Raw genomic sequence first — 18958 nt, 5'->3', positions numbered from 1 at the left:
ACATGGTCAAGGCCGTCGTCGACCTTGGGTCGCGTCGACGAACGCTGCTGTTCATGCGCGCCGATTCGCTCGCGCACTTCGTCTCGTGCCTGGTGTACCTGCCGCGCGACCGCTATACCACCGCGGTGCGGTTGCAGATGCAGGACATCCTCGTGCGCGAGCGAATCGGCGCGCATGAACAGCAGCGTTCGTCGACGCGACCCAAGGTCGACGACGGCCTTGACCATGTCCAGCACGTCGCGCGCCGACAGCGCGAACAGCTCGGAGCGCGGGATGGTCTGGATGATGTCGAGCAACAGTTGCCCGGGGTGGCTGGGATCGTTGCGCGACAGCGACAGCGCCTCGTTGACCCGGCGCGAGACCAACGGGATCTCAAGCACATTGGCGTTCATCGCCGCGACCGTGAACAGGCCGACGAAACGGTGTTCGATCGCGGTCGGCCCGTGCTGTTCGCGCACCACGACGATGTAGGGGTAGGCGCCGTACCGCAGGTAGCTCGGAAGGGTGGCCTGCGCCAACACGAGAAGGTCGCCGTCGTCGGTCAGCGGCGGCAGCACGTCGTGGTGCAGACGCAGCGTTCCGAGCCGGCTGGCGGGGTCGACGGACGACTGACCGTCTCGTATTGAACACCGCTGGTAGCCGAGCAGCACGAAGTGTCCGTCGGCGAGCCAGCGCAACAACGCCGCGACGTCCTCGCGGTCCCGTCCGCGGAACCGGCCCTCGGTGTCGGTGGCGATGTTGTGTCCCAATGCGCGCAGAGTCGAGGACAGTTCGCCTGCATCGAGCGCGACGTGGCGCGCGTCGGCGAGCACGGCCGGCAGCATCTGCGCCACCTGGGCGAGTGCCTTGGTGTCCACGGTCGCCGCGAGCTGAACGTGGATCCAGGCCTCGAACACCGCGTCGCGGGATCCTCCTTCGGAGGCGGGGGCGACGTCGAGCAGTTCGCCCGCCCGCGCCCGGTGCACGCGCATCACCGGGTTCATGATCGCGGTGTAGGCGACGCCCAAGCGGTGCAGCAGCACCGTGACGGAATCCATCACCATCGCGGTGCTGTCGGTGACGATCTGCAGTGCGGGACCGAATCCCGCCGGATCGTCGGCGCGGTACACCTCGACGCGGGTGTCGCCGTAGGGCCGGAAGCGCCCGAGCCGGTGATGCGCGGCGATCAGATCGGGCGACACGATCTGCTGCGCCGTCGCCGTAACGGGCATGGTGACCGTCGAGTCGGCGGTGGGCGCGTCGGCATGCGGACCGCGGTAGGTCTCCAGGTAGGCCCGCGCGAGGCGCGCCACGGTCTGATCATCGAGTCCAGAAGAGTCGTTGGCTCCGGTGACGCCGGCTCCGGCGCCCGCTGATCTCCCGACGTCCTCCGGATTCACCGACATGCGACGCTCCTGAACTGTTAGCGCGGACCTCCGCCGTTGGATGTCGCCACCAGCCCGAAAAGGGCGAAGCGGCTCCGCGGTCCGCAGAAGACGACCCTAGTAGCCCGCGCGTGCGGTTCGCGGCTACCCCGCCGGATCAGTCGCGCGTGAGCTTGCGGTGCGTCACGCGGTGCGGGCGGGCGGCCTCGATACCGAGCCGTTCGACCTTGTTCTCCTCGTAGGCACCGAAATTACCCTCGAACCAGAACCACTTGGCCTCGTTGTCCTCGTCGCCCTCCCACGCCAAGATGTGCGTACAGGTGCGGTCGAGGAACCACCGGTCGTGGGAGATCACCACGGCGCAGCCTGGGAAGCCTTCGAGCGCGTTCTCCAGCGACGACAGCGTTTCCACGTCGAGGTCGTTGGTCGGCTCGTCGAGCAGGATCAGGTTGCCGCCCTCCTTGAGCGTCAACGCCAAATTAAGCCGGTTGCGTTCACCGCCCGACAGCACGCCCGCGGGCTTCTGCTGATCGGGACCCTTGAATCCGAACGCGGAGACGTAGGCCCGCGACGGGATCTCGTTCTGCCCGACCTCGATGTAGTCGAGGCCGTCGGAGACCACCTCCCACACCGTCTTCTTCGGGTCGATGCCCGCACGGGTCTGGTCGACGTAGCTCAGCTTGACCGTGTCGCCGACCTTCACCGTTCCGCTGTCGGGCTGCTCGAGGCCGACGATGGTCTTGAACAGCGTGGTCTTACCGACGCCGTTGGGGCCGATGACCCCGACGATGCCGTTACGCGGCAGCGTGAACGACAGGTCCTTGATCAGGGTGCGGCCACCGAAACCCTTGTCGAGGTGTTCGACCTCGACCACGACGTTGCCCAGCCGCGGCGGAGTCGGGATCTGGATCTCCTCGAAGTCGAGCTTGCGGGTCTTCTCCGCCTCCGCGGCCATCTCCTCGTAGCGCTGCAGGCGGGCCTTGCTCTTGGCCTGGCGCGCCTTGGCGCCCGACCGGACCCACGCGAGCTCCTCCTGGAGCCGCTTCTGCAGCTTGGCGTCCTTGCGGCCCTGCACCGCGACGCGCTCGGCCTTCTTCTCCAGGTACGTCGAGTAGTTGCCCTCATACGGGTAGGCCCGTCCGCGGTCCAGCTCGAGGATCCACTCGGCCACGTTGTCCAGGAAGTACCGGTCGTGGGTGACTGCGAGGATGGCGCCCTTGTACTCGGCGAGGTGCTGTTCGAGCCACTGCACGCTCTCGGCGTCCAGGTGGTTGGTCGGCTCGTCGAGGAGCAGCAGGTCGGGCTTGGACAGCAGCAGCTTGCACAGCGCGACCCGGCGACGCTCGCCGCCGGACAGGTGGGTGACGGGCTCGTCGGGCGGCGGGCAGCGCAGCGCGTCCATCGCCTGCTCGAGCTGGGAGTCGATGTCCCACGCGTCGGCGGCGTCGAGCTCCTCCTGCAGCCGGCCCATCTCCTCCATCAGCTCATCGGAGTAGTCGGTGGCCATCAGCTCGGCGACCTCGTTGTAGCGGTTGAGCTTCTCCTTGATCGCCACGCCCTCTTCGACGTTCTCGCGAACGGTCTTGTCCTCGTTGAGCGGCGGTTCCTGCTGCAGGATGCCCACCGTCGCGCCGGGCTGCAGAATCGCGTCGCCGTTGTTGGGCTGGTCCAACCCGGCCATGATCCGCAGGACGCTCGACTTGCCGGCGCCGTTGGGACCGACGACGCCGATCTTCGCGCCCGGAAGGAAGTTCAGGCTGACGTCGTCGAGGATGACCTTGTCGCCGTGCGCCTTGCGGACCTTCCGCATCGAATAGATGAATTCGGCCATGCCGTGGTAAGCCTTTCGAAACTCGCGAATCTCTCGGGGTGATGCTCGCGGACCATCGTAGGCGTGGCCCCACCGGCGCAGCCGAGTGAGCTACTCGTTCCTGCGCCGGCGGCGGCTTTTCGCTACGCGGTCAGGGGCAGCGCCGTGTCGGGCTGCTCCGCGTCGTCATCGTCACCGGTGTCTTCTGATTGGTCATCGGGGTCGGTGATCCGCTGTTCGGTCTGTTGCCGGGCCCGGTCGATCTTCGCCGAGCAGCGGGCCAGGTCCGGGCCGACGGACGTGGCTCGCACCTCGACCGACGAGCGCCGGTTGCCGTCGCGGTCGTCGTACTCGCTCGTGTAGACGTGTCCGACGACGATGACGGGGTCGCCCTTGACCAGCGCTGCGCTGGGCCCGGCGACCACCCTCCCCCAGCAGTTCACCGTGACGAACAACGAATTGCCCGGCTCCCATGTTCCTTCGGCCGTGCGGCGGCGCGAGTTGCTAGCGACGCGGAACCGGACCATCTCCTGATCCCCCACCCGCCGGTGGATCGGGTCGGTGACGATGTTGCCGACGATGGTGAACGGTGTCTCGAACATGACGGTCTCCTCTTGATTCCTTGCGTTTCCCTGCCGACGGCCCGGTGGCGCGTCGGTGACACCGTCATTGAGCGCCGCTGGGCCGACAGCGAACTCGGGCCAGCGGGCGTCGCGGGCAGGCGTTGGGGATGAACCCGGCGTTGGGGATGACGCGCGCTGGTGTCGCGCCGATTTCTGCACCAGGGTCGCGGCGTCCGCGAAAACGCAGCCCTCCGGCAGAAATCGGCGATACCGACCCGCGAGCGCCCGGCTACTGGGCGTCGCGGCGGGCCAGTTCGGCCAGCATCGCGTTGTAGGCGGCAAGGTCCGCGTCATCGTCGCGGTCGGCCGCCCTGTCGAGCCGCTTCGCCATGCGCCGGTCGCTCCGCGACCACTGGATCAGCAGCGCGAGCATCACCAGCACGAGGGGCACCTCGCCCGCCGCCCAGGCGATTCCGCCGCCGGTGCGTTGGTCGGCGAGCAGGTCGGTGTGCCAGCTCAACTGCAGCGACCGGTAGAACGGCTCACCCATCACGGTCTTGGTGCCCATCAGCACGACACCGAAGAAGGCGTGCAGTGGCAGCGACGCGAACACCATCCCGAGCTTGCCGAGCTGAGGAATCTGGCGCGGGGCCGGATCGACCCCGATGGTCACCCAGTAGAAGAGGTATCCGCTGAGCAGGAAGTGCACGTTCATCAGCACGTGGGCGCCGTGCTTGTCGACAGCGGCGTCGAAAAGTCCGCCGAAGTACAGCCCGTAGAAACCGGCCACGAAGATGACCGTCGCCACGATTGGCTGGGTCAAGAACTTCGAAACCTTCGAGTGCAGGGCGGCCAGCAGCCACTCCCTCGGTCCCGGTGGATCTCCGCGACCCGCGGCCGGCAGCGCGCGCAGGGCCAGCGTCACCGGTGCACCGAGCACCAACAGGATCGGCACCAGCATCGACAGCACCATGTGCGCGATCATGTGCATCGAGAACATGGCAGGCATATAGCGGCCCAGCCCCGACGACGTCGCGAACAACAGCGCCGCGCACCCGCACAGCCAGCCCACCGTCCGGCCGACCGGCCACGCGTCGCCTCGGCGGCGCAGCCGCCGCACACCGAGCAGGTACACCACCGCAAGGACGATCGCGGCGGTGCCGAAGATCAGATCGAAACGCCAGTCGAGCACGATCCGCTCGAAAGTGGGCGGGCCGGCGAGGTCGTACCCGATCGCCACCTCCACGGGGCTGGGTTGCCCGGCCGGCGGCGGCGGAGGCGTGCGACCGAGTCCGACCGCGATGCCGAACGTCGCTCCGAACAGCGCCGCCTCGAGCAGTGCCAGCCGCACCAACGGCCCCCGCGCATCCGGGTCGGCCCGCAGCGCGGACACCGCCGAACGACGTTGCCACCAGCCGATCGCCGCCAGCGAGATCAGCGCGCAGATCTTGGCGACGATCAACCAGCCGTATTCGGTGGACACCAGGTCGGCCGGCTCGACCCGCACCAGCGCGTTGATCACGCCGCTGACGGCCATCACGACAAAGCACCACAGCGCCAGCGCCGAGAAGCGACGCGCGGCGAGGTCGGCGTGCTTGCCGCGGCGCATCGCGTGCACGAGCAGGGCGAGCAGTCCGCCGGCCCACAGCGCCGCGGCCCCGAGATGGAACAGCAGGCTGTTGGTGGCGACGTCGTGGGCGCCGCCGGTCGAGGAATGTCCGGCCAGGCCCAGCGGGATCAGCGTGGTGAGGGCCCCTGCGAGCAGGATCGGCGTCCACGACCAGCGCAGCACCGGAAGGCTGGCCACCGTGACGGCCGCGGCGATGAACGCCGTCCACCGCCATGCGCTGGCCGTGTCGACGAGGCTGGCCGCCGACCATACGGCCACTGGGTCGAGGATCTTGTTCAGCGGCTGGCCCGAGACGTCGGACACCGTCAGCGGGACCATCAGCGCCGCGCACATCGTCCACACCGCCGACGCGCCGGTGCCCAGGCGCAGCGCGCGGTAGCCGCCGGCGTCGAGCACGCCGTTGGGTTGGGGCGGTGTGAGGAACGCGGCGAACAGGAAGGATCCGACGGCGATGACGGCCGCGATCTCGCCCGCGGCCCGGACGAAGGGCAGGCCGTAGGTGGTGAGTGGGCCGGGATCCGGCAGCCCGGTCGCGCTCAGCGCGTCTGCCAGCGACAGCGCGCCGATGCCGGCGGCCACCACACCGGCCAGCACCGCCACCCCGACGAGCACCGGCCACACCGCGCTGGTGCGCACGCTCGATGCCGTCGTCGTCATCCCCCCAGCGTATGGCGCGCGGGTCTGTTGCCCACAGCACAGTTGGGTACGGACCGTTCCCGTGCCGTACGGAACCGAGCGCGCGGCCGGCGGATCAGGCCGGCTCGCGACGCTGCGCCCGAAGCGCGATCTCGCGGGCGACGAACTGTTCGCGGGCGATCCGCTCGACCATGTCCATATGGCGCAGGATGCCGCGCAGCTCTTCTCGGAACGCGGCACGCCTCTCGCGGAGATCGGCCGCGGGTTCGAGGAGGTGCTGGTCGGCGGCGACCTGACGCGCGGTCGCGAACAGCAGCGCCGACACCGACTCGTTGCTGCGCACCCGGCTCTGCGCGACGTACTGATTGCCCAACCCGAGCGCCTTCTTGGTCAGGTCCTTCTCGTCGATCTCTTCCGGCGCGTCGAGCAACGCGTCGGCGACGATCGCATACGCCTCGAAGAACGGGCGCAGCATTGCGCCCGCCAACAGCGGCGACTTGGTTCGCAGCAGTTCCCCGACCTGCCCCTCCCCCGCCGAGACCTGATCCTCCCAGCCCTGCTGCCACGACAGCTCCTCGGCGACGTGCTCACGGAACGCCGCGGAGTCGGCGAAGTAGAAATCGAACTTCAGCAGATCGCGCAACCGCATCACCTGCGACCAGAACGCCTCGAGCCGGTCGCCTTCGGCTCGGCCGGCATGGACGAGGGCCAGCTCGACCAACGACGTCTCCAGGAACGCGTCGATCAGCGTGTTGCGGTAGAACGCCGCCTCGTGCTCGTCCTCGGGCGCGATCCGCCACACGGGCTCACGTCCACCCTCGACGCAGGTGACGGGGTGCCGGTTGGACAGCGCGTCGAGCGCGGCCCGCACACCCTCGGAAGTGCGTAACCGCAACGCGCTGTTGGTCATCGGGGTCTGCTTGCGCTCCAGATAATCCAGCGACGGCTGCAGCGTGTGGTGAATCTGGTCCAGGGTCAACGCGATTCCCCGTGTGGTCAGCAGCAGCGCCGACACCAGCGCCGAGGCGTTGACCGGGGTGGCCCGCAGGATCCGCCACGACACCTCGAACGCCATCTTCTGCAGCGCAAGCCGTTTGGCGTCCTCGTCGGTGGTCATCGGTCCGTGCGGCACACCGAGGTACTCCCGCATGGACACGGCCTCTGGGAAGCGGACGTAGATCTTGCCGTAGTTGCGCTCGCCCTGCGCCTTGATGAAGTTGTACATCCACGACAGGCTCTCGGGCGTCTTCTCCCCGCCGCGCGCGTACGCAGCGTACTCGGACGTCTCGTGCAGCTGGTCGAAGCTGATCGACACCGGCTGCAGCAGGATGTCCTCGCTGCGCCCGTCGAGATATGCGTCGGCCACATACGCGAGCAGACCGAGTTTGGGCGGCAACATCTTTCCGGTCCGCGACCGGGTGCCCTCGATCGACCAGCTGAGGTTGAACCGCTTCTCGACGATGTAGCCGACGAATTGACGCAGCACATACTTGTAGAGCGGGTCGTCGAGCTTGCGGCGCAGGAAGATCACGCCCGAATGACGCATCAACGGCCCCATGAAGCCGAACGACAAGTTGATACCCGCGAAGGTGTGCACCGGCGGCAACCGGTTCTCCTGCATCGCGACCGGGACGATCACGCCGTCGAGATACGACCGGTGCGAGAACAACAGCACGGCCGGATGGTTCTCCAGGTTGCGGCGCATCGACTCGACCTCAGCGCGGTCGTAGTCGATGTTCGGGTCGAAGCCGCGGCTGAAGATCGCGCGCCCCAGCGTCGGGATCAGATCGACCGAGAACCGGCTCCACCCGGTGGACAGCTCGTCGAGCATCTCACCCGCGGTCTCCAGGTTCGCGCCCGGAATCTTCTCCAGACCCTCGCGAAACCGTGCCGACGCCAACAACTCCGGCTTGATCAACCGCGGTGACTTGTACTCGGGCCCCAGCAGCCGCAGTTCGACGCGTTCGATCGCCAGGATCGCGCGGCGGATGACGAAACGCGCGAACTCGCGCGGATTTTCGGCGACGGTGGTGTCGGCCCACTGCTGCCGCAGCTCGGAGACCTTCGCCGGTTCGCCGGCGACCACGCGGGCGCGTGAGCGGTCGCGGCGCAGGATTCGGCGCTGCAGGATCTCGGGCGGGCGGTAGGTGTCGCGGCCGGAGATCACCGCCACCACTTTGGATCGGGTGGGCAGGCCGCCGGGCACCCAGAACACCCGCACCGGCACGACGGAACGATCTTCTCCCGCTTCGAGTTCGGACACGAGAGACGCCAGCACGGCGGCCGGCGGGTCGTCGTCCGGAAGCAGCAGCACATCGATCTTGGCCTCGGGATGCTCGCGCCGCTGACGCTGCAGCCAGTCGTCGAGCAGATCGCGTTCGGCGGCGGAGGAAGCCGACGCCAGCACCAGGGCGTCGCCGGTCGGCGAAAAGGGGGTGTACTCGTCGACGGACGGCTTCACGGACGCCCCTTCCCCGCGGATCCCGGTGCGGACTTCTTGCTCGCCGGCGCCGTAGCCACGGACTTCGTCGCCGACTTGGCCGCCGATTTGGTCGCGGACTTAGTCGCTTTCTTCGCGCTTTTCTTCGCCGCGGACTTCTTGGCCGATGGCTTCTTGTGCGCCGGGATGTTGCGGGAGTAGAGCTCGTCGAGATCCGACTCGTCGTGCGGCCAGTCGGCCAGGGTGTCGAGGTAGAGCTGGCGCACCTGGGCGATGCGCTCGTCGATGTTGTCGTGGGTCCAGCCGTCGATGGGGATCGGCGGATAGACGACGACATCGACGGTACCCCGGTTGAAGGTGCTCGAATCGCGCGCGGCGATCACTTCCGCGTTGCGGATCACGATGGGCACCAGCGGGATTCCCGCGGACATCGCGATCCGGAACGGACCCTTCTTGAACGGACCCACCTCGGTCGTGTCCAGCCGCGTACCTTCCGGGGCGATCAGGATCGAGAGCCCCTTGCGTGCGAGCTCCTCGACCTTCTTGAGCCCCTCGACCGCTTTCTGCGGATCCTCGCGGTCGATGAACGCGGCGTCCATGATCTTGCCCAGGGTGCCGACGATCGGGTCCTTCTCCAGTTCCTTTTTGCCCACCGACGTGAAATCGGTGTCCACCAGATGGCCGGCGATCAACGGGTCGGCTTGATTACGGTGGTTGAAGAGGAACACCGCGGGACGCTTCTTCGTCAGGTTGTCTCTGCCGATCACCTGGACGTCGATGCCGATGGTGCTCATCAGCGACCGGCCGAACGCCGCGGTGAAGAAGTTGACGCCGTTGCGCTTGCTGCGCGTCAAGAGCCCCAGGCCAAGCGCCCCAGCGGCGATCGGCGCCATGGTCGCGATCCCCGCCGCGGTGCGCAGTTGCGAAACCGGGCTCGCGCCACTGCGGCTGGTGAACCGCAGCACCGGCCAACCCCGCTTGGCGGCTACGGCGGCGAGCTTGCCACCCGGATTCGTCGGGCGCGGATTACCCACCAGGTACATCAGCGCGACATCCTCGTCACCATCGGCGTAGAAGTAACTCTTCGACAAGTCGACGCCGTGCTCGGCGGCGAACTTCTGCACGGCCCTTGCCTTGCCGGGCCCCCAGATGATCGGGCGCGTCACCTCGCCAGTGAGCAAGCCGTTCTCGTCGAGCTCGAACTTGTTGCTCAACACGTTCTCGATGCCGAGAAACCGCGCGACGGGTTCGACCTGGACCGTCAGCGCCGACGAGCTGAGGACGACGGTGTGGCCGCGAGCCATGTGCGCGCGCACCAACTCCCGCATCTCGGGATAGATACGGCCGACGATCTTCTGGACGAACAACCGCTCCGCGAGCTCGTCGATGTCCTCGAGCGAGTTGCCGCGCAGCATGCGCGCACCCTTGCCGATCAGATCCTCGAACTCCGAACGGCCCAACTGGTGGTTCAGCCCGGCCTGCACCATGCCGATGAACTCGCCCATCGACATCTGGCGGCGCCGAAACCGATCTTGCGTCATCACCACACCGGTGAAGCCGGCCACCAGCGTGCCGTCGAGATCGAAGAACGCGCCGATCTCGGGGCCTTGCGGGCCGGCTTGGATCTCGGCGACCGAACCCGGCAGTCGCATGCTGCGCCGGGCAGGCTGACCGTTGGCCGAAGTCATCGCGCTGCACTCCCATTGGGTGAGGAGACGGTGGAGGGTTCCGAATCGACACTGAACGATGCTGGTTCGGCGCGACCGTCACCCCCTAGGGCGAGCACCTCGTCGAAACCCGATAGCAGGCAACGCGCCCACAATTCCTGATCGGTGAACGCCGCCCGGTCGTAGCGGGTGGTGATCGTGCAGTAGCCCGAGCGCGAGATCAGCACCACCATCATCGCGACCCCGGGCAGCGGCCCGAGGCCGTACTGCCGAAGGACTTTCGCGCCGGCGATGAAAGTGTCGCCGGCGTACACCGGGACGTTGCTGGCCTGGACGTCGGAATTCACGATCGAGCCGGCCATCGACTCGAGGGCCGTGTCGGGTAGCAGACCCACGAGCGGAGCGATGGCGCCGACCATGTCGATGGCCCGCTCCTCGCGCTTGGTGGTCATCTGCGAGCGGATGTTGCGGATCCGAACCTCGGGGTCGGCCAGGCCGATCGGCGCGGCGAGATTGATGCCCGCGAACCGGTTTCCGCCCGCAGGATCGGCATCGGACCGAAGGTTGACCGGTACCGCCATCGGCAGCGTCTCGATCGGCACACCCTTGGCCTCGTGGTAGAACCGCAGCGCACCACACAGACCCGCCAGATACGCGTCGTTGATCGAACCCCCGGCGGCCTTGGCGGCGCGGTGCAAGACGCCGAACTCGATGTCGATGGCCTCGCTGCGCGACGACAAGCTCCGTCGCCGCAGCAGCGGCGACGGGTCGGCGACCGGACCCATCACGCGCGCACCCGACATGGCGTACTCGACAGCGCTGCCAAGCCGCGAGATCGGGTCGCGGATGACCTCGGTCGCAACGTGTGCGGCGCCGAACAACGCCCCGCGCATGCGGCCCGCGATCGTGCCCGGCAACCGGAAGAAGCCTTGACGCATCAGGTCGTTGGGCGACAGGTCCTGCGGGATGGGAAGCGGCGGGAGCGGCGCCGGCTCCGGGTTCCGCTCGAGGTCATAGAGATTGGCGAACATCTCGACTCCGCCGACGCCGTCGGTGACCGCGTGGCTCAGGTGCACCACCATCGCGGCCCGGTCGTCGGCGAGTCCCTCCACGAGCGTCGCGGTCCACAACGGCCGGGAGATGTCGAGCGGGGACTGCGCGGCGACCTCGGCGAAGTCGAGCACCTGACGGAAGCTTCCCGGGTGCGGTGCACGCACCCGGCGCAGGTGGAAGTCGAGGTTGAAGTCGGGGTCGACGACCCATCGGGGTGCCACGGTCGGCAGCGTCGGCATCACCACCTTCTGCCGCAACCGCAGAACCTTGCGCGAGGCCGCCTCGAACTTCGCGCGGAATGTGTCCCAATCCGGCGCGCAGTCGAGGATCTCGACGGTCATGATTCCCGAGCGGGTGCGCGGATTCGCCTCGCCGCGGTGCAGGATCTGGTCGAGCGGGCTGAGTTCCTCGGGAAGTCCCGCCGCATCGAGTTCCGGCACGTCGCTCATAGGCCGTAGCGTCCTCCTGTCGTGAAGCTGTCGTCCCCACGCTAGTCGGCGGCAAGAGGCCGCGAGAGCCCTTTAGTGCTGACGTTCGGCAGGAGTTGCAGCGTGCTGACCGGTGACGCTGTGGGCAATTGGTTAGGGTTAGCCCACCCGCCCCCGTAGCTCAGTGGATAGAGCAACCGCCTTCTAAGCGGTCGGTCGCAGGTTCGAGTCCTGCCGGGGGCGCTCACCGCGGAATTTCATCCCCGTCGATACTTGACCCGATGCCCACCAACGACGTCGAGCACCGGCTCAGCCCGCTGCCGGAGACCGGATACGTCTACCGCACGGCGTGGCGAGTCGCCACCGGCGACATCGACGGCGACCTGAACCTGCGCCTCGACGGCGTGGCCCGCTACATCCAGGAGGTCGGTGCGGAGAACCTCGTCGACGCCGGCGAGGCCGACGACCACCCGCACTGGCTCGTCCAGCGCACCGTCATCGACGTCATCGAGCCGATCGAGTTCCCCAACGAGATCTCGTTCAGCCGCTGGTGCTCGGCGTTGTCGACCCGCTGGTGCACGATGCGCGTCGACCTGGTCGGCAGCGACGGCGGCCGCATCGAGACCGAAGGCTTCTGGATCGCCATCAACAGCAAGACGCTGACCCCGCAGCGCGCCTCGGACAGCCTGATCGCGCGGTTCGCCACCACCACCGACGAACTCCGACTCAAGTGGCGGCCCTGGCTGACCAACCTCGAGGAGGCCGACGAGCAGATCCCGTTCCCGCTGCGTCGCACCGACATCGACATCTTCGAGCACGTCACCAACACCGCCTACTGGCACGTCATCCACGAAGTGATGGCGCACGTGCCCGACCTAGGCCGCGCCCCGTACCGCACGGTGGTCGAGTACCGCAGACCCATCCGGTACGGCGAGGACGTGACCATCCGGTGGGCGCGCCGCGGTGACGCCGTGGACATCGCGCTGACCGTCGGCGAGGACGTCCGCGCCGCGGCTCTGATCGCCAAGCTGTAGCCCGTCGCGACTATCGCGCCAAGCGCTGATGTTTGCTGGCAAAGGGTGGGAATCTGACCGGGGAGGGTGTGGCGGACTTCTTCGGCGGCAAGTTCACCGATCCGGCCTACACGGGAGCCGACGGCGAAAACGTCGTCTAGGTGGACTTCCGCATCGGTCCGGCCGGTATCGAGCAAGCCCTCAGCGACCACGCCGGCGAACGAACGCGGTGCTGGCGTCCGGCTGAGGCGCGGCGAACGCCAGTTTTGCTGCTCCTGCGGGATCGGACGGATCTGAAGGACACCGTCTTCATCCTCGACAACGACGTCGCGCGCCCCGACGGCGGCTTCGGCACCCGGTATCCGTGATTCGCCTTGATCGGCGTGAACCCGATTCCCACCCCGAGCGACGTCCCCGCGTTGCGCGTCGTCAACACCGGCTACGAGTACGACTACAACTCCAACGCCCCGGCGGACGTGCTGAACCCCGTCGCGGCGGTCAACTCTCTGGTCGGCTACCTCTACACCCGGCTCAACCAGTCCGAGCGCGAGCTGCCGGTGGACTCCGAGGGCAAGCCCACCGTCCACTGCGACACCAACGCCTGCGCGATCCTTGCGACTGGCGGCGTCCTCGACTGTCCGGACGCGCAGTGCAGCGCTCCCCCCGGCGACAGGATCACGGCCTACGTCACCAAGCGGGACAACACCACTTACGTCACGTACACCAGCGAAGAGCTTCCGCTGACCCGGCTGATCCGCGACGTCTTCGGCGACCAACTCGCCGAGCTCACCGGGCCCGTGCTGAAGCTGGCCGTCGACTCGGCCTACTACGGCGGTAATCCGATCCCCCGGGATCCGAGCGCCTACCGCCCGGCCCGGCTTGCTCCCCCGCGCCCGACGAGTTGTTGGCCACGGCGGTGAAGGTCCCCGGCGCGATCCTGCAGGGTCTGTCGGCGGCGTCGTCGCCGCGGCCGACGGTGCAACCGGAGACGACGGTCGAACCGGACACGACGCAACGGCGGACCGACACCACACGGCTAGCCGAGGCAGAGCCGACTCGACCGACCGCCGCAGGTGATCCGGAGACCGGGCAGAAGCGCCGACCGCAGCTCAACGTGCTGCGCGACAGCGTCAGATCCCTGCCGGACAAGCTCCGCGACGGATTCAGCCCGAAACGCGTTCAGCGGCACGATGATTCCGCCGCCGACGGCGCGCAGCTCGGCACCGCAGATGACGAGAACGACGCCACGGGCGGCGCCGCCGACGCACCCGGCGAGGGCGCGAAGGCGGGGGCCGACGCCGCCGCCTGACCGCTTCCCGTTCACCGGTCGGGCGATATCTCCTTGCCGGCATCGCCCGGTCGATAGACTCGGCGGCGTGAACTCGAGGCGCGGGATCGCCGCCACCGTGTCGGCAGGCGTGATGGCCGTCGCGCTCGCCCTGCCCGCGCATGCCGCGCCGCCGCCCAGCTACGGCAGCAACGGCGTCTTCAACGTCACCACGAACCCGCGACCGGGCTGGACCACGGCCTCCATCGAACCCGGCCGTTACCGGGTCGACCAGGCGCCCAGCATGTTTCCGTACCAGAGCGCACCGGGCTTCTGGTACCGCTGTCATGACTTCCCCTGCAGCCCCAGCTATCCGGGGAACCTGATCGCCTCGGGCGGCGCGATCCGCGACGTCCCGACCTTCGTCGACATCCTGCCCAGCGATGTCGCGGTGGCGCTGCACAACGTCACGCTGACCGTCGCCCGCTGACGGGTCACTAGGCTGAGCCGGTGACTGATCCGGTACTGATCCACATCGAAGACCGCGTCGCGGTCCTCACCGTCAACGACCCGGAGCGCCGAAACGCGGTGACGTTCGAGATCTCCACCGCGCTGCGCGAAGCCGTCGACGCCGCCGAAGCCGATCCGGATGTGCACGCGGTCATCGTCACCGGTGCGGGCAAGGCGTTCTGCGCGGGCGCCGATCTGAGCGCCCTCGGCTCGGCGACCGAGGACGGGCTGCGCAAGATCTACGACGGATTCCTCGCCGTCGCGAACTGCGCGCTGCCCACCATCGCGGCTGTGAACGGCGCCGCTGTCGGCGCCGGACTGAACCTGGCTTTGGCGGCCGACGTGCGCATCGCCGGGCCCGCTGCGCTGTTCGACCCTCGCTTCCAGAAGTTGGGCATCCACCCCGGCGGAGGCGCGACCTGGATGCTGCAGCGTGCGATCGGCCCGCAGGCTGCCCGCGCGTCGCTGCTGTTCGGCATGCGCTTCGACGCCGAGGCCGCCGTCCGGTACGGCCTGGCGCTCGAGGTCGCCGACGATCCCGTCGCCGCGGCGAAGGAACTGGCCAAGGGCCCGGCGGGAGCACCGCGCGAGGTGGTGCTCGCGACCAAGGCGTCGATGCGGGCGACGGCCAACCCCGGCGTCGTAGACGTCGACCAGCACCGCATCGCGGTCGACACCGAGCTCGGTCCGCAGGCCGCCTCGATCAGCTCCCCCGAGTTCGCAGAACGGCTCGCCGCAGCGCGGCGCCGATGACCTAGAGGCGGTCGACGTAGAACCAGCGTCCCGCTCGCCGTTCGAACCGGCTGCGCTCATCCATCGCGCCGGGCCGTCCCGCCCTGAGGTAGCGAGCCGTGAACTCGACCTCACCGTAGTCGTCGGTTTCGCCGCCCGCCACGACATCGCTCATGGACAGCCCGGTCCAGGTCACCTCGTCATCGAGCGTGACGTCGGACGGCCGCGTCCGCGGATGCCACGTCGTGAACAGGTAGTTCCCAACGCCTTTGGCGAACGCGGAGTAGCGCGACCGCATCAGCTCCTCGGCGGTGGTGGCGACGCGAGCGCCGTCGTGCAGGGGCCCGCAGCACACGGCATAGACGTCTCCGCTGCCGCACGGGCATGATCCGCTTTGAGGCATCGGCACTACAGATCGAGCAACGCCGTGTCCGGCGCTTCGATCAGGTCGCGCAGTTCGCACATGAAGGCCGCCACTTGCGCACCGTCGGCGATCCGGTGGTCGAACGCGCAGATGAGGTTCATCGTCGGCCGGGCCACCACCTCGTCGTCGACGACAACCGCGCGCGGCTTGAGCGAACCGATGCCGAGGATGGCGGCTTCGGGATAGTTGATCACGGGCACTCCGTCGTCGAGGCCGAGCGCACCGAAGTTCGACACCGTGAACGTCGAGTCTTGGAGCTCGGTCGGTTTCAGCGTGCCCGCCCGGGCACAGCGGATCAGTCGCGCCACCTCGCCCGCGAGCTGGCGTGTGGTCTTGAGGTGGGCATCGCTGACGACGGGAACCAGCAGGCCTCGCGGCGCCGCCACCCCGAAGCCGAGGTGCACGGCGGAATGCATGTGAATCTGCGCACCTTCGGTGGTCTCCACCCAGGTGGCGTTGAGCGTGGAGTGATGCCGCAGCGCGATGGCCAGCAGCCGCAGCGTGAGAACAAACGGCGTGATCGGTGCCTCGTCGCCGGCGCGGTCGCGAAGCCGGTCCCGCAGCCGCAGCAAGTTCGTTCCGTCCACCTGCACGGCGGTATGCGCATCGGGAATCTGCTTACGCGACATCGTCATACGACGCGCCATCTCGGCCTGGACACCGCTGACGGTCACCATGTCGGGGCTGGGCGCGGACCTGCCCGCGGCGGCGAGTACATCGTCGCGGGTGATCACGCCGTCGGGTCCGGAGCCCGTCAGTGCCGCCAGTTCCACGTTCAGTTCGGCGGCGAGCTTGCGCACCGGCGGCTTGGCGCGGGCACGGTGCGGCGGCGGTGTGGTCGTTCGCCTGCTGTGGTCCATCGCGTCATCGGCGCCGTACCCGACCAGCACGGGTTTGCGCTTCGGGGCTGGCTTTTCGGCGTCGGTGGCGATCCGCACCAGCGTCGCGCCGACGGGTAGTGTCTCGCCTTCGCGGCCGCCCAACTCGACCACGCGGCCCGCGTACGGACTCGGGATCTCGACCTCGGCCTTGTTCGTCTCCACCGTGCAGAGCGTCTGGTTGAGTTCGACCTCGTCACCGACCGCGACGCTCCACGCGGTGATCGTCGCGTCCTCGAGACCCTCGCCGAGGTCGGGAACCAGGAAGTCCATCACCGTCATGGCTGCTCCAAGGTACGTTCGATGCAGTCGAGCAGCCGGTCGACCCCCGGCAGCCACAGCTTCTCCAGCCGCGCAGGCGGATAGGGTGTGTCGAATCCGGTCGCCCGCAACACCGGGGCCTCCAGGTCGTAGAACAATTCCTCGGAGATGCGTGCCGCCAGTTCGGCGCCGAGGCCCAGCGTGCGCGGGGCCTCGTGCATCACCACGACCCGCCCCGTGCGCCGCACCGACTCCGAAACCGCCTCGAAGTCCAGCGGATTGAGCGTGCGCAGGTCGAGCACCTCGACACTCCAGCCGTGGTGTTCGGCGGCGACGTCCGCCGCGCTCAGCGCGGTGGCCACCAGAGGGCCGTATGTCACCACGGTGACGTCGGTGCCGATGCGCCGGATCGCCGCCCGCCCCAGCGGCAGTCCCGGCGTCGACGTGTCGACCGGTTCGCGGGCCCAATATCGGCGCTTGGGCTCGAGATAGACGACGGGGTCGCGGCTGGTGATCGATTGCCGCAGCAGCCAATACGCATCCGACGGTGTCGAGGGCACCACGACTTTCAGGCCCGCAGTGTGCAGCCAGTAGGTTTCGGTCGACTCCGAGTGATGCTCGACCGCGCCGATCCCGCCGAAGGACGGGATGCGGATCGTCACCGGCATGTCGACGTCGCCGCGCGTGCGCATCCGGTACTTGGCCAGATGGCTGACGATCTGGTCGAAGGCCGGTGCGGCGAACCCGTCGAACTGGATCTCGGGAACCGGAACGAGGCCGCGCAGGGCCATCCCGATCGCGATCCCGACGATCGCCGACTCGGCCAGCGGCGTGTCGAAACACCGTTCGGTGCCGAAGGTTTCGGCCAAGCCCTCGGTGACGCGGAAGACGCCGCCGAGCGTCGCGACGTCCTCACCGAACACCAGCACCCGCTCGTCGGAGGCCATCGCGTCGTGCAGGGCACGGTTGATGGCCTGTGCCATGGTCAGAGTCGGCGCATCGGTCACCGCGGGCAGTGAAGTCAGCAGGCGCTCGGGAGGTTCGTCCTCGCCGAACATCGGTGGCCGTTCGACGATCTGCGTCATGTCACGCCTCCTTCGCGAGTTCGGCGGCGAGTTGGTCGCGTTGGGCCGCGAGATCGGGCGTGATGTCGGCATAAACCGCGTCGAACATCTCGGTGACGTCGAAGTCCTCGTCCCCGACGACCGCGTCGCGTAGTTCGGTTCGCAGCCGTACAGATCTCGCCTTCACCCGTTCCTCGAGCCGGTCGGTCCACACCCCCACCGATTGCAGATAGGTGCGGTAGCGGGCGATCGGGTCGCGTGCCGCCCACTCCTGCACCTCCTCCGGGCTGCGGTAGCGGTTTGGATCGTCGGAAGTGGTGTGCGGACCCATCCGGTAGGTGATCGCCTCGATGAGCGTCGGACCACCACCGTCACGGGCCCGGCGCGCGGCTTCCGCGGTGACCGCGAAGCACGCGAGCACGTCGTTGCCGTCGACACGCACTCCCGGCATCCCGTAGCCGGTGGCGCGGTGCGCGATGGACGGCCCGGCCATCTGCTGGCGGACCGGCACCGAGATCGCCCACTGATTGTTCTGCACGAAGAACACGCACGGCGCCTTGTAGACGGCGGCGAAGTTGAGGGCCTCGTGCACGTCACCCTCGCTGGTGGCGCCGTCGCCGACGAACGCCAGCGTCACCGAGTCCTCGCCGAGGTACCGGGCGGCCATCGCTCCACCGACCGCGTGCAGCCCGTGAGTGCCGATCGGGATCGCGATCGGGGCGACGCACTTCTCGGTGAAGCCCAGTCCGCCGTGCCACTTCCCGCGCCACGAGGCGGCCATCTGCGCGGGCGTGATGCCCCGCAACAGGAAGGCGCCGATCTCGCGGTATTGCGGGAACAGCCAGTCGGTCTTGCGCAGGCACGCCGTGGCGCCGATCTGGGCGGCCTCCTGACCGCGGCACGAGGCAAACAGCGCCAGCTCACCCTGTCGCTGCAGGTTGACGAACTCGCCGTCGAGGTCGCGGGTGACGACCATCGTCTCGTAGAGCCAGGCGAGAGTCTCGGGTGGAAGGTCTCTGCGGTATCGAGTCTCGGGGGTCGGCGTCCCGTCAGGGGCGACCAGTTGTATCGGCTCGATCTCGACGACGAGCGACTCGAGGGGTGCCGAAACAGTCCCTGCCATACCGCCTCCTAAGGTCACTGACGGCGGATCGCGCCGTCAGGCGACTGAGGTGCTCAGTACGGAGGCGGGTAGAGCAAAACCTCTGGTGGAGAGGC

General features: G+C 68.2%; 16 protein-coding genes, 1 tRNA gene and 2 pseudogenes. 8 read left to right on the top strand and 11 right to left on the bottom strand.

Annotation, left to right across the window (positions count from 1 at the left end):
* Window positions 1-161: pseudogene (locus A5650_RS27630) on the top strand (hypothetical protein); the annotation flags it as partial.
* On the opposite strand, the pseudogene A5650_RS27445 reads toward A5650_RS27630, so the two are convergent.
* From A5650_RS27445 to A5650_RS23375, 7 genes and pseudogenes are all read right to left on the bottom strand, one after another.
* Window positions 153-1385 (bottom strand): annotated as a pseudogene (locus A5650_RS27445) (NAD-glutamate dehydrogenase); the annotation flags it as partial. The pseudogenes A5650_RS27630 and A5650_RS27445 sit on opposite strands and share 9 nt — an antisense overlap.
* Before the next feature lie 136 nt (window positions 1386-1521).
* Complete coding sequence (gene ettA, locus A5650_RS23400; RefSeq protein ID WP_067297562.1) at window positions 1522-3195, bottom strand: energy-dependent translational throttle protein EttA; 1674 nt, start codon at window positions 3193-3195, stop codon at window positions 1522-1524.
* Window positions 3196-3317: 122 nt separating this feature from the next.
* Window positions 3318-3776, bottom strand: coding sequence for a single-stranded DNA-binding protein (locus A5650_RS23395; protein ID WP_067297559.1), 459 nt, complete (start codon window positions 3774-3776; stop codon window positions 3318-3320).
* Window positions 3777-4026: 250 nt separating this feature from the next.
* The gene (locus A5650_RS23390) at window positions 4027-6024 is read right to left on the bottom strand and encodes a bifunctional copper resistance protein CopD/cytochrome c oxidase assembly protein (RefSeq protein ID WP_067297557.1); all 1998 of its coding nucleotides are present in this window, start codon (window positions 6022-6024) and stop codon (window positions 4027-4029) included.
* A 94-nt stretch (window positions 6025-6118) separates the two neighbouring features.
* On the bottom strand, window positions 6119-8464 hold the full coding sequence (locus A5650_RS23385) for a glycerol-3-phosphate 1-O-acyltransferase (RefSeq protein WP_067297554.1): 2346 nt from the start codon (window positions 8462-8464) through the stop codon (window positions 6119-6121).
* On the bottom strand, window positions 8461-10131 hold the full coding sequence (locus tag A5650_RS23380) for an HAD-IB family hydrolase/lysophospholipid acyltransferase family protein (RefSeq protein WP_067297551.1): 1671 nt from the start codon (window positions 10129-10131) through the stop codon (window positions 8461-8463). Before A5650_RS23380 ends, A5650_RS23385 begins: the two co-directional genes overlap by 4 nt.
* Window positions 10128-11612, bottom strand: coding sequence for a wax ester/triacylglycerol synthase family O-acyltransferase (locus A5650_RS23375; RefSeq protein ID WP_067297548.1), 1485 nt, complete (start codon window positions 11610-11612; stop codon window positions 10128-10130). The genes A5650_RS23380 and A5650_RS23375 overlap by 4 nt, the downstream gene beginning before the upstream one ends.
* Window positions 11613-11761: 149 nt before the next feature.
* Between A5650_RS23375 and A5650_RS23370 the strand changes: the two genes are divergently transcribed.
* The 7 genes from A5650_RS23370 to A5650_RS23340 all read left to right on the top strand — a co-directional run bounded on the left by A5650_RS23370 (window position 11762) and on the right by A5650_RS23340 (window position 15134).
* Window positions 11762-11834, top strand: a tRNA-Arg gene (locus A5650_RS23370).
* A 38-nt stretch (window positions 11835-11872) separates the two neighbouring features.
* Window positions 11873-12625, top strand: a complete 753-nt coding sequence (locus tag A5650_RS23365; RefSeq protein WP_067297546.1) for an acyl-[acyl-carrier-protein] thioesterase — start codon at window positions 11873-11875, stop codon at window positions 12623-12625.
* 140 nt (window positions 12626-12765) lie between these two features.
* A complete protein-coding gene (locus A5650_RS27440; protein ID WP_067297542.1) occupies window positions 12766-12972 on the top strand; it encodes a hypothetical protein in 207 nt (68 codons plus the stop codon).
* Window positions 12973-12987: 15 nt separating this feature from the next.
* Window positions 12988-13524: a PE-PPE domain-containing protein gene (locus tag A5650_RS27435; RefSeq protein WP_231992776.1), complete on the top strand. Its 537-nt coding sequence runs from the start codon at window positions 12988-12990 to the stop codon at window positions 13522-13524.
* Window positions 13509-13913, top strand: a complete 405-nt coding sequence (locus A5650_RS27430) for a hypothetical protein (RefSeq protein ID WP_231992774.1) — start codon at window positions 13509-13511, stop codon at window positions 13911-13913. The genes A5650_RS27435 and A5650_RS27430 overlap by 16 nt, the downstream gene beginning before the upstream one ends.
* Window positions 13914-14025: 112 nt before the next feature.
* Window positions 14026-14361: a hypothetical protein gene (locus tag A5650_RS23345; protein ID WP_156744302.1), complete on the top strand. Its 336-nt coding sequence runs from the start codon at window positions 14026-14028 to the stop codon at window positions 14359-14361.
* Between the two features lie 20 nt (window positions 14362-14381).
* Window positions 14382-15134: an enoyl-CoA hydratase gene (locus A5650_RS23340; protein ID WP_067297533.1), complete on the top strand. Its 753-nt coding sequence runs from the start codon at window positions 14382-14384 to the stop codon at window positions 15132-15134.
* A gap of 1 nt (window position 15135) precedes the next feature.
* Here A5650_RS23340 and A5650_RS23335 read toward each other — a convergent pair whose 3' ends face one another.
* From A5650_RS23335 to pdhA, 4 genes are read right to left on the bottom strand one after another with little or no spacing between them, the layout of a single operon-like run.
* Entirely contained in the window at window positions 15136-15516 is a 381-nt protein-coding gene (locus A5650_RS23335) for a YchJ family protein (protein WP_067297573.1), read from the bottom strand.
* Window positions 15517-15521: 5 nt separating this feature from the next.
* Window positions 15522-16697 carry a dihydrolipoamide acetyltransferase family protein gene (locus tag A5650_RS23330; RefSeq protein ID WP_067297530.1) on the bottom strand — a complete coding sequence of 392 codons (1176 nt, stop codon included), beginning with the start codon at window positions 16695-16697 and terminating at the stop codon, window positions 15522-15524.
* Window positions 16694-17761 (bottom strand): alpha-ketoacid dehydrogenase subunit beta, encoded by a 1068-nt coding sequence (locus tag A5650_RS23325; RefSeq protein WP_067297528.1) that lies wholly within the window; start codon window positions 17759-17761, stop codon window positions 16694-16696. The genes A5650_RS23330 and A5650_RS23325 overlap by 4 nt, the downstream gene beginning before the upstream one ends.
* 1 nt (window position 17762) lies before the next feature.
* Window positions 17763-18863 (bottom strand): pyruvate dehydrogenase (acetyl-transferring) E1 component subunit alpha, encoded by a 1101-nt coding sequence (gene pdhA / locus A5650_RS23320; protein WP_067297525.1) that lies wholly within the window; start codon window positions 18861-18863, stop codon window positions 17763-17765.
* Window positions 18864-18958 lie beyond the last annotated feature (95 nt).

The sequence above is a fragment of the Mycobacterium sp. 1164985.4 genome, assembly GCF_001668575.1.
Classification (GTDB): Bacteria; Actinomycetota; Actinomycetes; order Mycobacteriales; family Mycobacteriaceae; genus Mycobacterium.
This window is presented reverse-complemented; position numbering and strand designations above follow the sequence as displayed.

Coding starts and splice junctions, on each gene's coding strand:
- A5650_RS23325 (WP_067297528.1), bottom strand. CDS start 17,761: ATGACGCAGATCGTCGAACGGCCACCGATGTTCGGCGAGGACGAACCT.
- A5650_RS23375 (WP_067297548.1), bottom strand. CDS start 11,612: ATGAGCGACGTGCCGGAACTCGATGCGGCGGGACTTCCCGAGGAACTC.
- ettA (WP_067297562.1), bottom strand. CDS start 3,195: ATGGCCGAATTCATCTATTCGATGCGGAAGGTCCGCAAGGCGCACGGC.
- A5650_RS23335 (WP_067297573.1), bottom strand. CDS start 15,516: ATGCCTCAAAGCGGATCATGCCCGTGCGGCAGCGGAGACGTCTATGCC.
- A5650_RS23380 (WP_067297551.1), bottom strand. CDS start 10,131: ATGACTTCGGCCAACGGTCAGCCTGCCCGGCGCAGCATGCGACTGCCG.
- A5650_RS23345 (WP_156744302.1), top strand. CDS start 14,026: ATGGCCGTCGCGCTCGCCCTGCCCGCGCATGCCGCGCCGCCGCCCAGC.
- A5650_RS23330 (WP_067297530.1), bottom strand. CDS start 16,697: ATGACGGTGATGGACTTCCTGGTTCCCGACCTCGGCGAGGGTCTCGAG.
- A5650_RS23390 (WP_067297557.1), bottom strand. CDS start 6,024: ATGACGACGACGGCATCGAGCGTGCGCACCAGCGCGGTGTGGCCGGTG.
- pdhA (WP_067297525.1), bottom strand. CDS start 18,863: ATGGCAGGGACTGTTTCGGCACCCCTCGAGTCGCTCGTCGTCGAGATC.
- A5650_RS23365 (WP_067297546.1), top strand. CDS start 11,873: ATGCCCACCAACGACGTCGAGCACCGGCTCAGCCCGCTGCCGGAGACC.
- A5650_RS23395 (WP_067297559.1), bottom strand. CDS start 3,776: ATGTTCGAGACACCGTTCACCATCGTCGGCAACATCGTCACCGACCCG.